At 44.1% G+C, this 17,974-nt stretch carries 12 protein-coding genes and 1 pseudogene; 8 read left to right on the forward strand and 5 right to left on the reverse strand.

Annotated elements, in window-relative coordinates:
* Window positions 1-228: 228 nt before the first annotated feature.
* Window positions 229-663, forward strand: a complete 435-nt coding sequence (gene tnpA, locus LRP49_RS04080) for an IS200/IS605 family transposase (protein ID WP_274140426.1) — start codon at window positions 229-231, stop codon at window positions 661-663.
* 363 nt (window positions 664-1,026) lie between these two features.
* Here the strand turns inward: tnpA and LRP49_RS04085 are convergent, their stop codons facing one another.
* A complete protein-coding gene (locus tag LRP49_RS04085; RefSeq protein WP_274140427.1) occupies window positions 1,027-1,902 on the reverse strand; it encodes a BrxR family helix-turn-helix transcriptional regulator in 876 nt (291 codons plus the stop codon).
* 141 nt (window positions 1,903-2,043) lie between these two features.
* Here LRP49_RS04085 and LRP49_RS04090 point away from each other — a divergent pair, with 141 nt between their 5' ends.
* The 5 genes from LRP49_RS04090 (at window position 2,044) to LRP49_RS04110 (ending at window position 8,952) form a co-directional block, all read left to right on the forward strand.
* Window positions 2,044-2,808, forward strand: a complete 765-nt coding sequence (locus LRP49_RS04090) for a Wadjet anti-phage system protein JetD domain-containing protein (protein ID WP_274140428.1) — start codon at window positions 2,044-2,046, stop codon at window positions 2,806-2,808.
* Between the two features lie 10 nt (window positions 2,809-2,818).
* Window positions 2,819-5,734, forward strand: coding sequence for a DUF1749 domain-containing protein (locus LRP49_RS04095; protein WP_274140429.1), 2,916 nt, complete (start codon window positions 2,819-2,821; stop codon window positions 5,732-5,734).
* Entirely contained in the window at window positions 5,727-7,157 is a 1,431-nt protein-coding gene (locus LRP49_RS04100) for a hypothetical protein (protein ID WP_274140430.1), read from the forward strand. The genes LRP49_RS04095 and LRP49_RS04100 overlap by 8 nt, the downstream gene beginning before the upstream one ends.
* Window positions 7,144-7,740: a condensin complex protein MksE gene (locus LRP49_RS04105; protein ID WP_274140431.1), complete on the forward strand. Its 597-nt coding sequence runs from the start codon at window positions 7,144-7,146 to the stop codon at window positions 7,738-7,740. The genes LRP49_RS04100 and LRP49_RS04105 overlap by 14 nt, the downstream gene beginning before the upstream one ends.
* A gap of 108 nt (window positions 7,741-7,848) precedes the next feature.
* On the forward strand, window positions 7,849-8,952 hold the full coding sequence (locus LRP49_RS04110; RefSeq protein ID WP_274140433.1) for a hypothetical protein: 1,104 nt from the start codon (window positions 7,849-7,851) through the stop codon (window positions 8,950-8,952).
* A 201-nt stretch (window positions 8,953-9,153) separates the two neighbouring features.
* On the opposite strand, the pseudogene LRP49_RS04115 reads toward LRP49_RS04110, so the two are convergent.
* The 4 genes and pseudogenes from LRP49_RS04115 to LRP49_RS04130 all read right to left on the reverse strand — a co-directional run bounded on the left by LRP49_RS04115 (window position 9,154) and on the right by LRP49_RS04130 (window position 15,336).
* Window positions 9,154-10,274, reverse strand: a pseudogene (locus LRP49_RS04115) (IS3 family transposase).
* 304 nt (window positions 10,275-10,578) lie between these two features.
* A complete protein-coding gene (gene gcvP / locus LRP49_RS04120; RefSeq protein WP_274140434.1) occupies window positions 10,579-13,443 on the reverse strand; it encodes an aminomethyl-transferring glycine dehydrogenase in 2,865 nt (954 codons plus the stop codon).
* A gap of 15 nt (window positions 13,444-13,458) precedes the next feature.
* Complete coding sequence (gene gcvH / locus LRP49_RS04125; RefSeq protein ID WP_274140435.1) at window positions 13,459-13,836, reverse strand: glycine cleavage system protein GcvH; 378 nt, start codon at window positions 13,834-13,836, stop codon at window positions 13,459-13,461.
* 99 nt (window positions 13,837-13,935) lie between these two features.
* Complete coding sequence (locus tag LRP49_RS04130; protein ID WP_274140436.1) at window positions 13,936-15,336, reverse strand: L-serine ammonia-lyase; 1,401 nt, start codon at window positions 15,334-15,336, stop codon at window positions 13,936-13,938.
* Window positions 15,337-15,894: 558 nt separating this feature from the next.
* Here LRP49_RS04130 and LRP49_RS04135 point away from each other — a divergent pair.
* Together LRP49_RS04135 and gcvT are read left to right on the forward strand one after the other, a co-directional pair.
* Entirely contained in the window at window positions 15,895-16,527 is a 633-nt protein-coding gene (locus LRP49_RS04135) for a helix-turn-helix domain-containing protein (protein ID WP_274140437.1), read from the forward strand.
* A gap of 70 nt (window positions 16,528-16,597) precedes the next feature.
* A complete protein-coding gene (gene gcvT / locus LRP49_RS04140; RefSeq protein WP_274140438.1) occupies window positions 16,598-17,716 on the forward strand; it encodes a glycine cleavage system aminomethyltransferase GcvT in 1,119 nt (372 codons plus the stop codon).
* The last annotated feature ends 258 nt before the right edge of the window (window positions 17,717-17,974 follow it).

Below are 17,974 nucleotides of genomic sequence, written 5' to 3' on the forward strand. Positions count from 1 at the left end.
CCACTCCAATCACGCAAGAAAGTGTGAAATCGAATCGCTTCTGCTTCCTCAAGTCATCAGCCTTCTGTAAACCGCGAATAAAAAAGCGAGCCAATTGGCTCGCTTTTTGTTTTCAGCCCTAAACCACCTACTTCAGTAGGTGGTTATCATTCAGGTAGGCTTTGCCTGACTATCTACCCATGCTAAACGAACTCTCGATTTTTAGCGAAGTCGAAGAGGACATAAAGCATGAGTAGATACAAGCAAGCATCGCATGTGTACTGGCGGTGTCAATATCACATAGTGTGGACGCCAAAGTATAGGTTTCGGATATTAAAGAACAAAGTCGGAAAAGAAGTGTATCGCTGCATTCACGTATACAGTAGTCAACTAGGCTGCGAGGTTGTTGAGTTGAGTGTTCAAGTTGATCATGTTCACTTGGTAATCAAGGTTCCACCGAAGCTATCAATTTCGAAACTGATGGGGGCATTGAAAGGAAAAATAGCTCTTAAGATGTTCAGCAAGTTTCCTTACTTACGCAAGAATAAACTCTGGGGAAGCTACTTTTGGCAAAGGGGCTATTTCGTCGATGCGGTCGGTATCAATGAAGAAATCATTCGCCGATATGTAAGACACCAAGAAAAGGTGGAAAGGCAAAATCAATTGGAGATAGAGCTGGACTAGCCAAAGGCCCCTTTTAGGGGGCTCATTGAAAGCCACCTTCTTTAGAAGGTGGATGTTTACTTGGTGCACTTGGTGATCACAGATAACTAAGATGGAAACTTGCTAGCTTTCTAAATCAATTATCTGGAGTACTCTTTAAAAATAACCAAGTTGGAAACTCCAGTTCTTCATGGTTAATAAAGGCAGTAGGTTTGGTTAACTAAGTTGGAAACTATCACCTCATACAGCTTCTTCTTTAGAGTAATAACTCAGTTCGTAAAACCCGAGCCGTACTTTGCGAACCGCGTTTTACGAACCGCGAATTTGTAATGAACCAGCCGCTTGTTTGTGTAAACAACTCAATATGCTCAGGGCTCACTTACCTCAAGCTTTATCATCTTTGTTCCTAATAAATCCAGGTACTAGGACTCGAATAGAGTCAACATGCTCCAGCTCGTGTCTATTCATCAACTGCAAGTTGAAGGCATGCGGCGGCAAAGAAGCATCAGGCGTGCTGTCTACGTGGAGGTCATTGAGCACGTAGCCAGCTAATGCTTCGTTGGTTGTAATGTTTCGCACATATTGACCTTCCATACCAAGGTCAATAGCTAAGTCATTTCTATTTTCATGCTTAGAGTGCGGTGCAACACTTAGGACAACGTCACGATTCCAAAGAGTATCGTCCTTTATAGTCTTGTCGTATGAGCTGTCAGTTTGTTCAGCCTTAAGAATTCGACTGATTCTAAAGCACAGGAACTTGCGTCTTTTACTGTCCCAAGCACGGATATGCCAAGCCCCAAGCCCTTTAAATAGAGAATGAGGCGTCAGGGTTCTAGTCTCGGTGCTAGTTGAGGAACTATACAGGACAGAAATACAGTGCTTATTCAGGATCGACCTTGTGACTTGAGAGACGATATCAATGGATAGTGAATCCAACACTGTCGCGAAGCTGCTTACACCATAAGTTGTTACTGGAATGGAGTTAAGCTCCTGACCCCATGCTATTAATCTCAGAGCTGCTTCTGGGTCATGCTCAAAAGCTGGACTAAACGATGCAGATCTCATGTATGCTCGCAGGCTTTCGTTGAAAACCGTGTTGTCGGGAAAACGTTCTTTGTAAGCATTAAAAGAACGGCTAGCTGTAGCAACGGCAATATCACCGTGCTGAATAAGGTCGGAGCGATTCACTTTCCCAAAGAAGCAGAGATAGAAATCAATAAGCCTTAGTCGTTTGGTTTGCGGAGATTCGACACAACGCATAATGATTACCCTTATCAAAATGAACTGTACTAATTTACTCTAACGAATCATTTGATTCCAGTATAAAATGAGACCAGTTGATTAAAGCTATGTTGCTCGACGCGTTACTTACGGCGTAAATTTCTGACTTTGAGGATTACAATGAACGTCAATGATTACTTATCGAAGATCGAAGAAGGTTTGCCGATAAACTTGAGGAGGTTTATTGAGAAGCTTGATTTGAAAGACCCTGAACAGTGGATGTCCATTTATGAGGCAAAGTGTGTACGCACAGGACATGTGCTGAAGGTGTTAGATGAAGAACGTCATTCATCGTTCTATACAAAGGATATTTCAAGTCGAATAGATGGCGCGAAACAAGGTAAATCACACGTCATTAGTACAAGTTTTTCCCATATCCTCTTACTTAATACGACTAGTTTTCCAAATACTCCATATGTGATTGTTTCATCAGAAGCTGGGGTAATTAGTTCTTTACCCAAGCTGAGCGATCAAGCCGTTGTCATTGAGAACATAGAGAATTTTTATCGGTACATTTCTTTTATGGAAAGCATAGACCGTGAAGACTTGATTGAGCACACTGACTTTTTGTTTGGTGCAGGGACACAAATTAATAACAGCCTAAATTTGAATTTTCTTGAGAACTATAAACGCATCTACGTAGCGGGAGACTTAGATCTAGGCGGTCTGAAGATTTTTAAAACATTAGCAATGAACGTGTCAGATTGCCATTGGCTTTCCCCTGTTGATTGGGCCAAGTTTGAAGCGTTCTTCAATTTGAAGCCCAAATCTGTTGCGGAATGGCAACAAGCGATTTCTATTGCCAGTGAGTTAAATCTAGAAAAAGAAAAACAATTGTTACATACACATAGAGCATTTTTGGAACAAGAAGCCCTACTACCATAAGGATGGGATGATGGAAGATTTTCGCATAAGTATTTCAAGATTGATTGTCGTCGACTCCGTAGGGGTAGCTATTGCAGAAATTGATCTTAGAAACGGTGGGATCATAATTGCGAAGGGTAATGTTGGTAAAACATCAATACTTAACGCGATTCGGTTGTTTCTACTGCCAGAGACAAACTTCAAGAAGAGCTTTCAGAAGTTTGGATTCATGAATAATAAAGGTGAACCCTATACGGACGATGAGAGTTTTGAACACTATTTCCCGAGTAGATCGAGTTTCTTGATTTTAGAGTGTGAGAATTTTCTTGGTGGCCCAGCTCCGCACTGTCAGATTCTTTATCGAGGTGAATCTAAATCTTACAAAAGAATGTTTACATCTCTTCCGTACCAAAACATAAAAGATCTCTTTTGGGATTCAAGTATTGGAGAAGATGGTATTGGAGGAGCAGTACAAAACCTATCGATTGATTATGTGAAGAAGGCATTAAAAGAAAGAGATCCTAAGTACTTTAAGACTATTGAGCGCCCTCAGGCAATCAAAGAAGCGTTGTATGCAAATGATTTACTTGATGTAAATGCCATGCGTTATTGTTTGTTTCCATTGAGCAAGTTAGATGATGCTAGCATTAACTCCTTTAAAGCATTAGTTAAGCTTCTTTTTGATATGAAGACTGGTTCTGATGCCGTTAGGCTGGCTATTGCCAACATCATTGAGTCCTCTAAGAAAGAACGTAAAGATGAACTAAGCCTTGATATCAATGAGTTTTTGAATAGGAACCAGATGCTTGGCGATAAGGAACTTCATCTTCAAAAAGTAAAAAACCTAAAACCGAAATTTGAAGAGCTTTCTATCGCATACGCCACTTTAAAAGAAAACCAAAGTGCAGAGACTAAAATGCTGCAATTTGCTCATCTGCTTAGAAATGACTTGGAATCTAAAGCTAAAGAAAGCAAGTTGTTTGCAGAGCGAGTGCATTTGGCACTTGAACACAACAATAGTAGAAAAAAGTTACGCGATGACGCGCAACAACACCTCCATGAGTTGAATGGAGTTCTTAAAAAGGAAAGTGCGAAATTAGAGAAACTACAGCCTCAGTTAGATACGGCAAAAAGGGTCATTGATGATTACTTCGGAAAGCCTATCTCTGAAATTGAAGAGATTCTTTCTGATGAGTTGGATAAAGAAACAGCTAATCTAGAGAATTTGAAAGATGCAGCAGCTAGGAGAATGCGTATTGACGAGTTGCAGACGTCAATATTAGTTGAGACCAAATGTGTAACGGCACTCAGGCAAAGTCTAGAGTTAAAAGAGTTTTTCCTATCAAAGCAGTTGGAGGTAGGTGACTATCAAGTATTAGCTTCGATAAATAAAGCCATTTCCAAAGCAAACCCTGGTCGTAGACTTGCAGCAACAGAGTTAGAATGTATTCGAGGCTTTTTAGCTCTTTTTGAAAGAGATAATCAGCAATATCGTTTTTTTGATAGGACTCTAAATATTGCCAGTTTGGTAGAAGAGCACTCAACGGAAGAAGAGCTTGAACAGAGAACTCAGAGCTTAAGTGCTTTGAAGGATGAACTGCAATCCCTAGAAAAGATCAGCAATCAAAGCGAAATCCTTACACAAGCAGAAATAACTAAGTTGCAGCGGAAACTAAACCGATACGATAGCGAACTGAGCATAGTTAAGAGTTATGAGTTCAACCTGAAAACCGCCAATGATACCTCTGAGGAAATACAAGCTTTAACTATACAAGTTGAAGAGGCAGAACAGTCATTAGCTATAGCGCAACGTAGCTTAGACATGTCTCAGAGGGAGTTAGCTGATTCAAAGGAGAGTTTAAGTAGTTTTAATTCAAATTTAGAAAAGCTCAAAGCCCTAAATGTTAGAGTAAAGAATAGTTTAGTACGACATAAATTGGCAGATCTTCCACTGGAAAAGTTAAGCGGTGAAAGAGTTAAAGTGTCAGAACAGTCTTTTGAAAACCTGGAAAGTGCGCTGTTAGAAAAAGTGCAGGCGCGTAGTGGTGTCGTATCCGCCATACATTTTTTGGTAAATGAAGGTGTGATTGACAATGATGACGACTTGTTTACCGCAACTCTTTCTGAGGAGCAAATTCGTCATACGTTTAGACAGATTGAGTCAAAATTTGTACATGTAAATGATGAGATAGCCAACCTGAAAAGGCAGTTCATTGCCCTTAAGAGTGAGATTCATGGAATCATTACTGAACTTGAAAAAAATCGACAGTTAATTGATAGCTTTGAAGGGTTTATTAACCGCGAGTTTCAGAAAGTCACTATTAATGATTTATCGGAAGTAAAAGCCAAAATCGGTGTCAATAGTAGATTTGAGGCACTATTGGCAGAGGTAGCACACATTGATTTATATGCCGATAGCCGACTTTCAAGTGAGTTTGTAGATCGACTTAAGACCTTTAGTAAAGAGTTTTTTGATGAAGGTGTGGTATCAACCTTAACCATGGAAAAGATACTCACAGGAATTAACTACCATGTTAAAAAACAAGGCGCGAAGAGTCTTGAGACAAAATCTCAGTCAACTTCGACAGTAATGCTAATAAACATCAAATTAGTTGAAGTGCTACTAAAATCTGTCCAGCAATCTAGCTGTAAAGTATTTTTCCCATTGATTATAGATGAGGGTGCTTCTGTCGATCTCTCGCAGTTTCAGTGGTTGTTGCCACAACTCAATGAGTCAGGTTTTAGAGTACTAAGTGCATCTACTCATTCAGTATCTAGTGAGTTGATACTACTCTTTGGTTACTACTTCAAAATTGACTCGATAAAAACAAGTCTTCCCTATCATCCTGAGCGTCAGATTGCCTTTACTAGTGAACCTGAGTACATCATTAAACCAAGCGTAGCAAAAGAAGATCAGATGTGTATTTTTGGAGAGACTGATGAATAGCCAAGTTCTAGATACACTTCCGACATTTAAGTTAATGATGGAGTATAAAGTCATCATGCTTGAGTCGATAAGGTCTATGGATGCATATGGTGAATCGTATGTACGTGAATACGATTTTAATACCGCTGTATTTAGGTGTCTCAAAACGTTGGAAGGAGATGCAACTCAGCAAAATGCTGTCAGAGTAGCTTTTTCAAAGGATAGTCTGATTAACTCGCATATTTTGTCTGACTTTGATCATTTCGAAGGTGCTGGGCGGCTGTTTTTCGATAAAGCGGTACTGGACATTTTTAGACTTTTTGATAGAAGCTTAATTCAAGAACTTACTCATATAGAGTTAAACACGAGGCTTGTTGCGTTAAGGGAACTAACTGATGAGTTTGATAGCGGTAGCCTTGACTTTAATCCACAAGACTTAGACTACAGGGAGGCATTGGGGGCGTTGTTTCGATCTCTGGCTGCCCTGCAAAGTCTAATTCGTAGAAACCTTACTCGCATGGAAGATGTGAATAAGGACTTGAGCGAACAGAGTGAGAAAGCCTTGAAGACAACCAATCCTAATGTCGTGCAGGCATTACAAAAAGACAATATTGAACATATATCAAACCTCTTTGTTAGACATATCCTACCTACTAGGGCTTTTCTGGATGAGAAAGTGGTACTTAGGGATGGGTTAAATTTATTGGCATGTCTTGAAAAGCTTAAAAGGTTGTTTGAAGTACATAGTTTAGACAGTGAAGCTTCAACCATGCTTCGATATGCAATTTCATTCAATGCTTATCATAAAGACATAAGTCGTATATCTACATCTATTGATCAGTTTTTAGCTCGCTCAAGGAAAAGGCTTACCCAGTTTAATGCAATCGAAAAGGCATTTTCTGAGTTAGTGGAATATTTAAAAGAAACACAACAGGACTTAAGGCGTAAAAGAATCAGTTCAGACTTTGCTCTAACATCAGGTTTGTTTTGTGGCTTGATGAACCAGCCTCGTCCAAAAGACCTCAGACTGAGTGATTCACAGTCGTACTTTAACAATATAACCACGGATATCACCACGAAGCTTGAAGATTACAAATTAGTCAATCAGCTTGATTTATCTCTTTTACAGAGCTCTAAAGATAATAGTTTAGACATGCGCTTGGAAAGGGTGAAACAGGTTAAGCAGCTAATGTATCTGATGAGATTCGAGCATTGTGATGATTTGATAAAAGTAGTGAACGATAGGCTAGAGGGCTTGTTGAATGACTACCAAATACTTGACCTTCTTGAAGCCCTAATGACCCTTAATTCAGTAGGCCAGCTAAACCTTAACAATCATCTTCCAAGAGTTACGAATATTTTTAATGAGATAACGGTAGGTGATTATGTGTTTAAGTACAGAAAAATAAAATTGGAGCCACGAGAGACTTATGCATACGACTAATACCCTAATCTCTAACACTTTCGACTATGCTGACCTCGAATTCAGTCAGCAAGTCTACGCTCAGTTCTCGTCTGGTAAAGTGATCACTAGGCGTGTATATGAAACATATACTCAGCAGTTTATTGAGAACCCTTTGTATACTGAGCTTTATAAGCATTTGGATAGCCACTATAGCCTCCTTTATAAGCATATCGGATTTGAGCTGGTTTTTAACTCAAGCGGTGAGTTTTTTCACATTCGTAAAGATGATAGTTCAGAAGATGCGGACGAAAACGCCACTAAGGTACAAGCATTGCTGTTAGTGATAGCTAGGTTTTGGACTGATAAGAGTTTCGATCTAGATGATTTAGCTAATGAACATTTTGGCCTTAAAGCTAAACATGTAGATGAGATCAAACGAAATGAGCAGTATGACCGTATTCGAAGGGCACTAATGCCAAAAGATGACTGGGATGCATGCTTGCGCTTTCTCTTGAATCGTAACTTCATGTACCGATGCGGTGAAGGGCATTATGTAGTGAGTTCTGCGGGCATGTTCTTTATTCAACACCATGTAAAAAAATACGAAGAATCGATCGGCTAATCTCTTATTTTTTGAATAAATTAGAGTCTTACCTAGGGTATACAACGGAGCTTTTTTGTTTAGCAATGCTCCGTGGATATACAATTGAGAACACTTGAAGGAAGTTTGATGAAAATTTGGGCGTATGTTACAGATAACAATCAAAAACCTATCCCAGGTAAGCAAGGCCATAGTCAACTCATGATGTATATTTGGGAAGCTCTCAAATTGAAACGGGATCATGGGGCAGAATTTAACAAATATATTCTGTGGAGCACTCACAGAGATCCAAAAGACCGGAAGCCTGTGCATCCAAATAAAAATGGCTTTTTTAGATATAATCCTAAAAACGCAGCTAAAGAAGTACAGGGTGATAGTGATGGAGAGAGTCTATCGCATCAGTTAGCAATAGAAGCACTAACGTCTTTAAGTACGATTCCTTTTAAGATCGGAAACCAAGACCTTCCGCTAAAGTTTGACTACTTTGATAAGGATTATCAATCTACTCGGCTCCAATTTGGCAGCGACAAGTATTTCTATCCTGATGCCATTGGTTATCTGTCTAAAGACTCTCTGATGTACGATGAGTGGGGAGGAAAGGTTGCGTTAGAAATTTTTGTCACTCACTGTTGCGAACCCGATAAGGTGAAGGTATTCGAATCCCACAATATTCCTATCTTGGAAGTAAAGATCAACGATAGCATTAGGTTTCGCAAAGAATTGAACAAACAGCCTTTTACGCCAGAGGACTTAGAGGACTACTTTGAGAAACTACGCGTTAAATTAAGTCAACAAGTCTTTGCGAAGATTTTGAGCAATCCACTTGTGACTCAATACTCAAGAACAATCATCAAGAAACTGAAAGATACTTTAGATAGTTCTAACGACAAAATGAGTCGTGTCACTAGAAATGTTACACTCTTAGAAAGGGAATCGGCTCGCTATAAGCAATACGTGGAGCAGCTAAAGATTTCGCAAAACCAAGAGTTGGAATCCTTCCAAAGTATCTTGCTTGAGAAGCAGGAAAGCTTTGAGCAAAGTAAGTTAGACCTCCATCAGCAATACCAAAGTCAGATCGGGATTTCAAAACTCTACACAGCTATGGGGATTGTGTTTGCAGGAGTGCTAACTACGCTAGTGCTATTATTGTTAGCACTCCCTCATATCAATTACGGACTTGCTGCGAGGCTAGCCGTTGATTACTTTAACTGGGTGAAATCTTTATCTCAGTAAATAATATTTTACATGAAATTTTGATAAACAGTTTTTTTAATTGAATTGGTATAGCCAATTCTGACGCTCACTAAAGCCCCTTGCCTCTATTTCTTCAAAACGTCTTTTAAAAATGGTTTCTCTGATTGCTTTGATCCTCTTAACATGAAGTTCAGTTGAATAGCCACCGACTCATTAGACACTTTTGAGCCTTTCTTCGTACTACTTTTCATACTCTACAGGTGACATCTGATCGTTGGAACCGTGCCGGCGTTTTACGTTGTAGAACATCTCAATATATTCAAAGATATCCATCCGTGCTTCTTCTCTCGTTGAGTAGATTTTTCGTTTGATACGTTCTCGTTTCAATAACTGGAAGAAGGTTTCAGCAACAGCATTGTCATGACAGTTACCTCTGCTGCACATGCTCGACTCCAAGCCATGCTAAGTCAGGAATTTATCCCAATCATGACTGGTGTACTGACTGCCCCGATCAGAATGTACAAGTACTTTCTCTTTCGGGGAACGACGCCAAATCGCCATCAGCAACGCATCCAACACCAACTCTTTGGTTATCCGACTCTTCATCGACCACCCAATCACGCGTCTTGAGAACAAATCGATGACAACAGCCAGATATAACCAGCCTTCATGTGTTTTGATGTAAGTAATGTCTGTTACCCACGATTGATTCGGTGCAGTCGGATTAAACTCCCGTGCCAACTTGTTGGCGGCGACAATATTTTCAGTACCTCCTCGAGGACGAGGCTTTCTATATCCTCGTTAAGACTGCAAACCCTCCCGTTTCATCAAACGATGAACGAGATTAATTCCGCAGGACTCTCCGTCATCTCGCAAGTCACTGCAAATTTTCCGGTAGCCATAGACACCACCAGACTCAAGCCAGAACTGTTTAATACGTCCGATGAGATATTTCCGCCGCTGCTCCTGTTGGCAATCAGGGTTTTGAACCCAGGCGGAATAACCACTGGGATGAATGCCGAGGACTTGACACATCAATCTGATAGGCCAAATCGCTTGGTGAGCGCGGATAAAGGCGTGCCTCAGTCGGACTGGCTTGCGAAGTACACCGCGGCTTTTTTCAATATGTCGCGCTCTTCTGTGACGCGTTTCAGCTCCTTTTTGAGGCGACGAATTTCTTCGCTTTCATCAGACTTGGCTTGATGATGAGAAGCATCAGGGCCGTAGCGTTTTATCCACGCATATAGGCTGTGCGTTGTTGTCCCTAAACGATGGGCAACATCCGCGACACGGTGGCCTTTTTCGGTGACCTGCTTTACCGCTTCAATTTTGAATTCTTCTGGAAATCTCTTACCACTCATAAACACCTCTCTGTTAGTCATCATGTCTAACTCAGGGGTGTCTATCAAGTCAGTGGTCATTCGGATATCTATTAAATATCAATGTCTTGCAGGGTGCATCGCCTTTGAATTGTAAATCTGAGTCCTATGATATGAATAGAAGCAACCCTATAGTGCTCCCTTCTTGAATTGATAAATGTTGAAGGTAATTAAAAAGGCGAACCAAATGGTTCGCCTTTTGTTATTCAAGTTAGTTTCCAGCTTAGTTATCGGTTTCCAACTCGGTTATCACAGTTTCCAACTTGGTTATCTGAGATCACTTGGCTTACTCTTCCATGTAACTCTCTATGCTCGGGCAAGAGCAAATCAAGTTGCGGTCGCCGTAAACGTTGTCGACGCGATTAACCGTTGGCCAGTATTTCGCATCTCTGGCTTGTACACTTGGGAAGCATGCCAGTTCGCGGCTGTATGGGCGTTCCCACTCAACAGACATCAAGTCTGCTTGCGTGTGCGGCGCATTCACCAACGGGTTGTTCTCTAACGGCCATTCGCCATCTTGCACTTTGGCGATTTCTTCGCGAATGGCAATCATGGCATCACAGAAACGGTCGAGTTCAGCCAGATCTTCACTTTCTGTTGGCTCAACCATTAGTGTGCCAGCAACAGGGAACGACATGGTTGGTGCATGGAAACCAAAGTCCATCAGGCGCTTAGCAATGTCTTCTTCAGAGATGCCTGACGCTTCTTTGAGTGGACGAATGTCGATGATGCACTCATGCGCAATACGACCATGTGTGCCACGGTACAGCACAGGGTAGTAGGGGCGCAGACGCTCCATCACGTAGTTTGCACTTAAAATCGCGACCTTGGTGGCTTCTGTCAGGCCTTGCTCGCCCATCATGGCAATGTATGCCCAAGAGATAGGGAGGATAGACGCACTGCCGATTTGTGCAGCAGAAACGGCATAGTTTGAACCGTCAACAACATGGCCTGGTAAGAACGGCGCAAGGTGCGATTTCACACCAATCGGACCCATACCTGGGCCGCCACCGCCATGTGGAATACAGAAGGTTTTGTGTAGGTTCAAGTGAGAAACATCTGAACCGATAAAGCCTGGGCTGGTTAGGCCAACTTGTGCATTCATGTTTGCGCCATCAAGGTAAACCTGACCGCCTGCTTCATGAACCAGTTCACAGACTTCCTGCACTGCTTCTTCGTACACACCGTGCGTTGACGGGTAGGTGATCATGATGCACGACAGATCGTGGCGATGTTTGTCGATTTTCGCCTTGAGATCGGAAACGTCGATATTGCCGTTTTCATCACAGCCAACCACCACAACCTTCATCGATACCATGGCTGCAGACGCAGGGTTAGTGCCGTGCGCAGAGCTAGGGATGAGGCATACATTGCGGTGCGCGTCGCCACGACTCTCGTGGTAACGCTGAATGGCGATCAAGCCTGCGTATTCACCTTGCGCACCGGAGTTTGGCTGTAAAGACATCGCATCGTAGCCCGTGATTTCACACAGCATTTTGCTAAACGAGTCTGCAAGCTCTGCATAGCCTTGCGCTTGTTCAGCTGGCACGAAGGGGTGCAATGCACCGAATTCTGGCCATGTCACGGGGATCATTTCAGCGGCGGCATTGAGTTTCATGGTGCAACTGCCAAGCGGGATCATGCCGTGGGTGAGCGAGAAGTCTTTGTTTTCCAGTTTTTTCATATAACGCATCAATTGGGTTTCGCTTTGGTGCGTGTTGAAAACTGGGTGAGTGAGGTAGTCACTCGTACGACGGCAAGACTCAGGAATCGCGGCGAACTCGTCGGCTTCTATAGAAGACGCGAATTGGCTGACATCCGTTTCGTCGGTCAATGCTGTAATAAGCGCGTTCACTTCTTCGAGTGTGGAGGTTTCATCAAAACTGATACCGAGTTGACCGTCCAACTTACGAAGGTTAAAACCTGCATCATCGGCTTTTTTAAACAAAGCGTCCGTTTTGTCACCTGTGTTCAAGGTGATGGTGTCGAAGAAATCATGGAACGCGAGAGAAATGCCGGCGTGGTTAAACGCAGCAGCAGCCAATGCGGTCAGGTGATGCACGCGACGGCCAATTTTCTTCAAGCCTTCAGGGCCGTGGTAAACCGCGAAGAAGGCGGCCATGTTTGCCAGCAACGCCTGAGCAGTACAAATGTTCGATGTTGCTTTTTCACGGCGAATATGTTGCTCGCGGGTCTGCATTGCCATGCGAAGGGCTTGGTTGCCTTTAGTATCAACAGACACACCAATAACGCGACCCGGCATGGTGCGTTTGAGTTTGTCACGCGTCGCCATAAAGGCAGCGTGTGGGCCACCGTATCCCATTGGGACACCGAAGCGCTGCGCGGAACCAATCACCACGTCAGCACCCATTTCACCCGGTGATTTCAGTAAGGTCAAAGCAAGCAGATCGGACGCAACAGTGACCAGTGTCTTTTTCGCCTGTGCAGCAGCAATCAGGTCTGACAGGTCTCTGACTTGACCCGTTGTTCCCGGATATTGAAGCAATGCGCCAAAGACATCGTGAGAGGTCAGTGTATCCGCAGGGCCAGTTACGACATCAAAACCCATAAATCGAGCGCGTGTGTTGATGACATCCAAGGTTTGCGGGTGAACATCGTCAGCGACGAAGAACGCATTGCTTTTGCTTTTTCCGCCACGCTTACACAGCGTCATTGCCTCTGCCGCTGCCGTTGCTTCGTCAAGCAAAGACGCATTCGCAAGCTCCATGCCGGTCAAGTCCATGACCATTTGCTGGAAGTTAAGAAGCGATTCCAAACGGCCTTGCGAAATTTCAGGTTGGTAAGGGGTATACGCCGTGTACCAACCTGGGTTTTCCAATACATTTCGAAGAATAGGGTGCGGCGTATGGGTGCCGTAGTAGCCTTGGCCGATCAAGCTGCGCTTGATGATATTTTTGCTGGCGATAGCTTTCAACGTCGCGAGCATATCCACTTCGCTTTTCGCACCGTCGAGCTTCATTGGCTCAGGTAAGCGAATTGCCGCAGGGACAGTTTCTTCAATCAGGTGCTCTAGGCTGTTGGCACTAATGGCATCCAGCATTGTTTGTTGTTCGGACTCTCTTGGTCCGTTATGGCGCGTTACAAATTCATTATCGGGGAGCAATTGATCCAGTAAGCGTGATTCTGTCATGACCTTCTTCCTGAATTAGTCTTCAATGGTTTCTTGGTAAGCGTCAGCACTCATTAGGTGATCCAGATTGCTGTCTTCAGCCAGCTTGATTTTTGCGATCCAGCCACCTTCGAATGGCTCTTCGTTAACAAGCTCTGGGCTGTCTTCCAGATCTTCATTTACTTCTACAACTTCGCCGTTAACCGGACCGTAAATATCGGATGCAGCTTTTACAGATTCCACCAAAGAGAATCCTTCACCGACTTCCACTTCGCTTCCTACTTCTGGCAGGTCGACAAACACAACATCACCCAACAGTGATTGTGCATGGTCTGAAATGCCGACTGTGACTGTGCCGTCGCCGTTGTCTTTTACCCATTCGTGACTCTGTGCGAACTTCATGCTTGCATCCATTTTTACTTCTCCGTGTGAAACGTAACAGTTGTTCCCAACCCTTTTGGGCCAGATGAATCCGTTCTCAAAACGCCATAAGGCGTTTTGATTGTGTTCGTTCTAACAAGCCACCACATTGATAGGGATAGCGTTAGTCGCCAATCCACCTTGCGATGTTTCTTTGTACTTGCTCATCATGTCGAGACCTGTCTCGTGCATGGTTTTGATAACGCTGTCGAGCGAAACATGGTGCTCACCGTCGCCGTTAAGGGCGAGGCGTGTTGCGTTTATCGCTTTCACTGCACCCATGGTGTTTCTTTCGATGCAGGGCACTTGAACCAGCCCGTTGATCGGGTCGCAAGTCAGTCCAAGATTGTGTTCCATGCCAATTTCTGCCGCATTTTCTATTTGAGCAGGTGTCGCACCCATCGCGGCGGCAAGTCCCGCTGCGGCCATAGAGCAGGCCACGCCGATCTCACCTTGGCACCCGACCTCTGCGGCGGATATAGATGCATTGGTTTTATACAAAGAGCCAATGGCAGCCGCCGTTGCGAGAAAAATTCGAATGCCATCTGCATTGTTTGGCGCGACAAACTTGTCGTAATACGCCAACACGGCAGGGATGACACCCGCTGCACCGTTAGTGGGAGCGGTAACAACACGGCCTCCCGCGGCGTTTTCCTCGTTGACGGCCATGGCGAACATGTTGACCCAATCGTTTGAATCGACGGGCAATCCATCAGAATCTTTCTTTTTTATGCAATCGTGCAGCTTCTTGGCGCGTCGTTTCAGCTCCAAGCCGCCGGGTAATACACCATCTTGCTCAATGCCACGTTCAATGCATGCCGCCATCACGTGCCAAATAGCATCTACGTTGTCGTCCACCGTTTGCATTGTTGCTTGCTTATCATGGTGTTTTGCGCGGGCTAACTCATTGATAAACATAAGCTCGGCGATAGTCTTGTTTTCGCTCTTACAATGCGAAAGCAGTTCTTGAGCACTATTAAACGGGAATGGCGGCGCAAAATCCGAGGCCAATGCATCGGTTTCGCCTTTTTCCACCACAAAGCCACCACCCACAGAGAAGTAAGTGCGGCTAAGTAGCGTTTCGCCATTTGCTCCGTATGCCGTCAGTGTCATGCCGTTAGGGTGCTCGGGGAGCACTTGATCAAAATGAAAGACAACATCTTTCTCCCAATCGAACGGTATGAACCGATGACCATCTAAGGGAAGCTCTTTGCTTCCTTGAACCATGCTGGACATGGTGGGTATGTCATCGGGATTAATACTGTCAGGCCATTCACCCATCAATCCCATCACACACGCCACATCAGTTGCATGGCCTTTACCTGTTAAAGCGAGTGAACCATAAAGTTCACACTTTGCGCTTTCCACACCGTGGAGTAACGCGTGTTCACGTAATTCAGCAGCAAATCTGGCACTGGCCACCATGGGACCCACAGTATGTGAACTTGATGGACCTACACCAATTTTAAAAAGGTCAAACATGCTATGACTCATTGCACGTCTCCTTGTTTTGTTAAGTTACGCGCTTCAATCCGAAAACGAAGCGGTATGGTTGACGAACGAAGCCTCTCATTAGAAGTATTGGCGTTTTCATAAATTCGTGGTCAACATTTGCGTAACATACAAAACCCATTTGCGACCTGCAAAACAAAATTTCCTATAGGAAACTCACGATGTGACATGGTCGTCATTTCTGGAAATAGAGTCACCTTGCAACCATTGCGTAGGCGCGGTTTTGCGCAAACGATTGCTTTTTTACTTGGTATCAACAAAGATTGCAAATGCGGATTATTCATGATGAATTTAAGTTGTTGTAATTTAATGGTTAAATAAAAATCACGATAGCCGGGAATGTGAGGGTGGTATGCAAGTGGGTTACGACGCCAATTGACGTAACGAAAAAAAGAAGACGCACGAGATTGGAATTTTCGAAAAGTTTCCTATAGGAAACTTTTTGTTAAAAATGTTAACTTGCTCTTATCGAGAGAAGCATTCTTCATGTAAGAATACTTTCCCGTTGAGGGGCCTTTATGTGACCGAGTGGAAGGAACTATGTCGAATTCAGAAGCACAGGATGTGTATCCGTCAGTGACGGTGGAAAGGTCAGGCGCGTCATCGGACGTGCCCATTGCACCGCTGAAACTTGGCGAGCGTCTTAAGGAAATCAGAACCAACAGTGGTTTGACGCTTGAAGAAGCCAGCAAGCTAACTGGCCTTGCGCGTTCAACCTTGTCTAAAATCGAGAATGAGCAAATATCGCCAACGTTTCAGGCGATGCAAAAGCTTGCTGTTGGCTTGAAAATCGATATCCCTCAATTGTTTGCGCCACCTAAATCGCGAAAAGCGACAGGGCGAAGAGACATAACGCGTGTCGATGAAGGTAAAGCTCGGCCAACGGGCACCTACGAACATGAACTGCTGGCCACACAGTTGACCAACAAGAAAATGTTCCCATTTAAATCACGCGTGCGCGCTCGCTCCTTCGAAGAGTACGACGAATGGATCCGCCATGATGGCGAAGAGTTCCTGCTTGTACTTGAAGGGAGCATTGCGTTTTATTCAGAATTCTATGAAGTGATCGAGCTTAACGAGGGTGATAGCGTTTATTACGACGCGGCGATGGGGCATATGCTCACCTCGGTCAGCGAGACAGATGCACTTATTCTTTGGGTAACGGCATCATAATATCCAACATTTCCCCGTCGGATGGCGGAACGTTTGTAACACGGCTTGTGCCGACATCATGGAGTGAAACATGTCACAAGATCTACTGAAAACCCCTCTACACGCGCTGCATGTTGAAATGGGCGCAAAAATGGTGCCGTTTGCGGGCTACGACATGCCAGTTCAATATGCGCTTGGCGTGCGTAAAGAGCATATCCATTGCCGTGAGCAAGCGGGATTGTTTGATGTTTCACACATGGGGCAACTGAAGCTTCACGGCCCGAACGCCGCGAAAGCCATTGAAGCCTTGGTGCCTGTCGATATTGTCGACCTACCTCAAGGCAAGCAACGCTACGCGCTTTTTACCAATGAGCAGGGCGGTTTGATGGACGACCTGATGGTGACAAATTTTGGTGATCACCTTTTTGTCGTGGTCAACGCGGCGTGTAAAGAGCAAGACATTGCGCATCTTAGGGCTAATCTGCCAGAAGATGTAGAACTCGAAGAGATTGAGGATCGTGCATTGCTCGCGTTGCAGGGCCCGAAAGCCGCTGCTGTGTTGTCGACGCTAAACCCAACGGTAGCCGAGATGGTATTTATGGATGCCGCTGTTATCGAATTGGCGGGTATTGAGTGCTTGGTTAGCCGTTCTGGATATACCGGTGAAGATGGCTATGAAATCTCGGTTCCTGCCGAGAAAGCCGAAGAGTTCGCGCGTCGATTACTGCTTAAAGAGGAAGTGGAATGGATTGGCTTAGGTGCTCGTGATTCACTTCGCCTTGAGTGTGGCTTGTGTCTCTATGGTCACGATATCGATACAACGACCACGCCTGTTGAAGCAAGCCTTCTTTGGGCTATCAGTAAACCTCGCCGCGCGGATGGTGAACGTGCAGGCGGTTTCCCTGGTGCCGATATCATTCTTGATCAAATCGCGACGAAAGATGTTTCACGTAAACGCATAGGCTTAATCGGCAGCAGCAAGGCTCCGGTTCGCGAAGGCGCAAAGCTGTTTGATGCGGATGATAACGAAGTCGGTATTGTAACCAGTGGTACATTTGGCCCAACGAAAGGCCAGCCTGTTGCAATGGGCTACGTGAAAACTGAGCTGGCTGTGATAGGCACTGAAGTCTTTGCGGAAGTCCGTGGTAAAAAATTGCCGATGACCGTAGAAAAAATGCCGTTTGTTCCTCAACGATATTATCGCGGTTAAACAACTTGTTATCAGAAGGTGGCCATAAGCGCGATGCAAATGGCTGCCGAAATATCATGCGGTAACGCATCATGGTATGAAGAAAAGAGCTTGTGGTATACCACAAGCTCTTTTTCATTTTTATCATGATGATAGATGCGTAAACACTGCGAGGGTTGGCCAGTATTGCTTCGCGCAATCATAAATTGGCATTGCTTATGCACTCAAAATAATTGAGCGATTTGTCATTAGGTGTGTATTCCGCGCTGGAGGCAGAAA

This window comes from Enterovibrio qingdaonensis, from assembly GCF_028683135.1.
Taxonomy (GTDB): domain Bacteria; phylum Pseudomonadota; class Gammaproteobacteria; order Enterobacterales; family Vibrionaceae; genus Enterovibrio; species Enterovibrio qingdaonensis.

Bases quoted from the DNA above. Each gene is read 5' to 3' on its own strand.
- LRP49_RS04105 (WP_274140431.1), top strand. From the start codon at position 7,144: ATGCATACGACTAATACCCTAATCTCTAACACTTTCGACTATGCTGAC.
- LRP49_RS04095 (WP_274140429.1), top strand. From the start codon at position 2,819: ATGGAAGATTTTCGCATAAGTATTTCAAGATTGATTGTCGTCGACTCC.
- gcvT (WP_274140438.1), top strand. From the start codon at position 16,598: ATGTCACAAGATCTACTGAAAACCCCTCTACACGCGCTGCATGTTGAA.
- LRP49_RS04110 (WP_274140433.1), top strand. From the start codon at position 7,849: ATGAAAATTTGGGCGTATGTTACAGATAACAATCAAAAACCTATCCCA.
- LRP49_RS04100 (WP_274140430.1), top strand. From the start codon at position 5,727: ATGAATAGCCAAGTTCTAGATACACTTCCGACATTTAAGTTAATGATG.
- gcvH (WP_274140435.1), bottom strand. From the start codon at position 13,836: ATGGATGCAAGCATGAAGTTCGCACAGAGTCACGAATGGGTAAAAGAC.
- LRP49_RS04130 (WP_274140436.1), bottom strand. From the start codon at position 15,336: ATGAGTCATAGCATGTTTGACCTTTTTAAAATTGGTGTAGGTCCATCA.
- LRP49_RS04085 (WP_274140427.1), bottom strand. From the start codon at position 1,902: ATGCGTTGTGTCGAATCTCCGCAAACCAAACGACTAAGGCTTATTGAT.
- tnpA (WP_274140426.1), top strand. From the start codon at position 229: ATGAGTAGATACAAGCAAGCATCGCATGTGTACTGGCGGTGTCAATAT.
- gcvP (WP_274140434.1), bottom strand. From the start codon at position 13,443: ATGACAGAATCACGCTTACTGGATCAATTGCTCCCCGATAATGAATTT.
- LRP49_RS04135 (WP_274140437.1), top strand. From the start codon at position 15,895: ATGTCGAATTCAGAAGCACAGGATGTGTATCCGTCAGTGACGGTGGAA.
- LRP49_RS04090 (WP_274140428.1), top strand. From the start codon at position 2,044: ATGAACGTCAATGATTACTTATCGAAGATCGAAGAAGGTTTGCCGATA.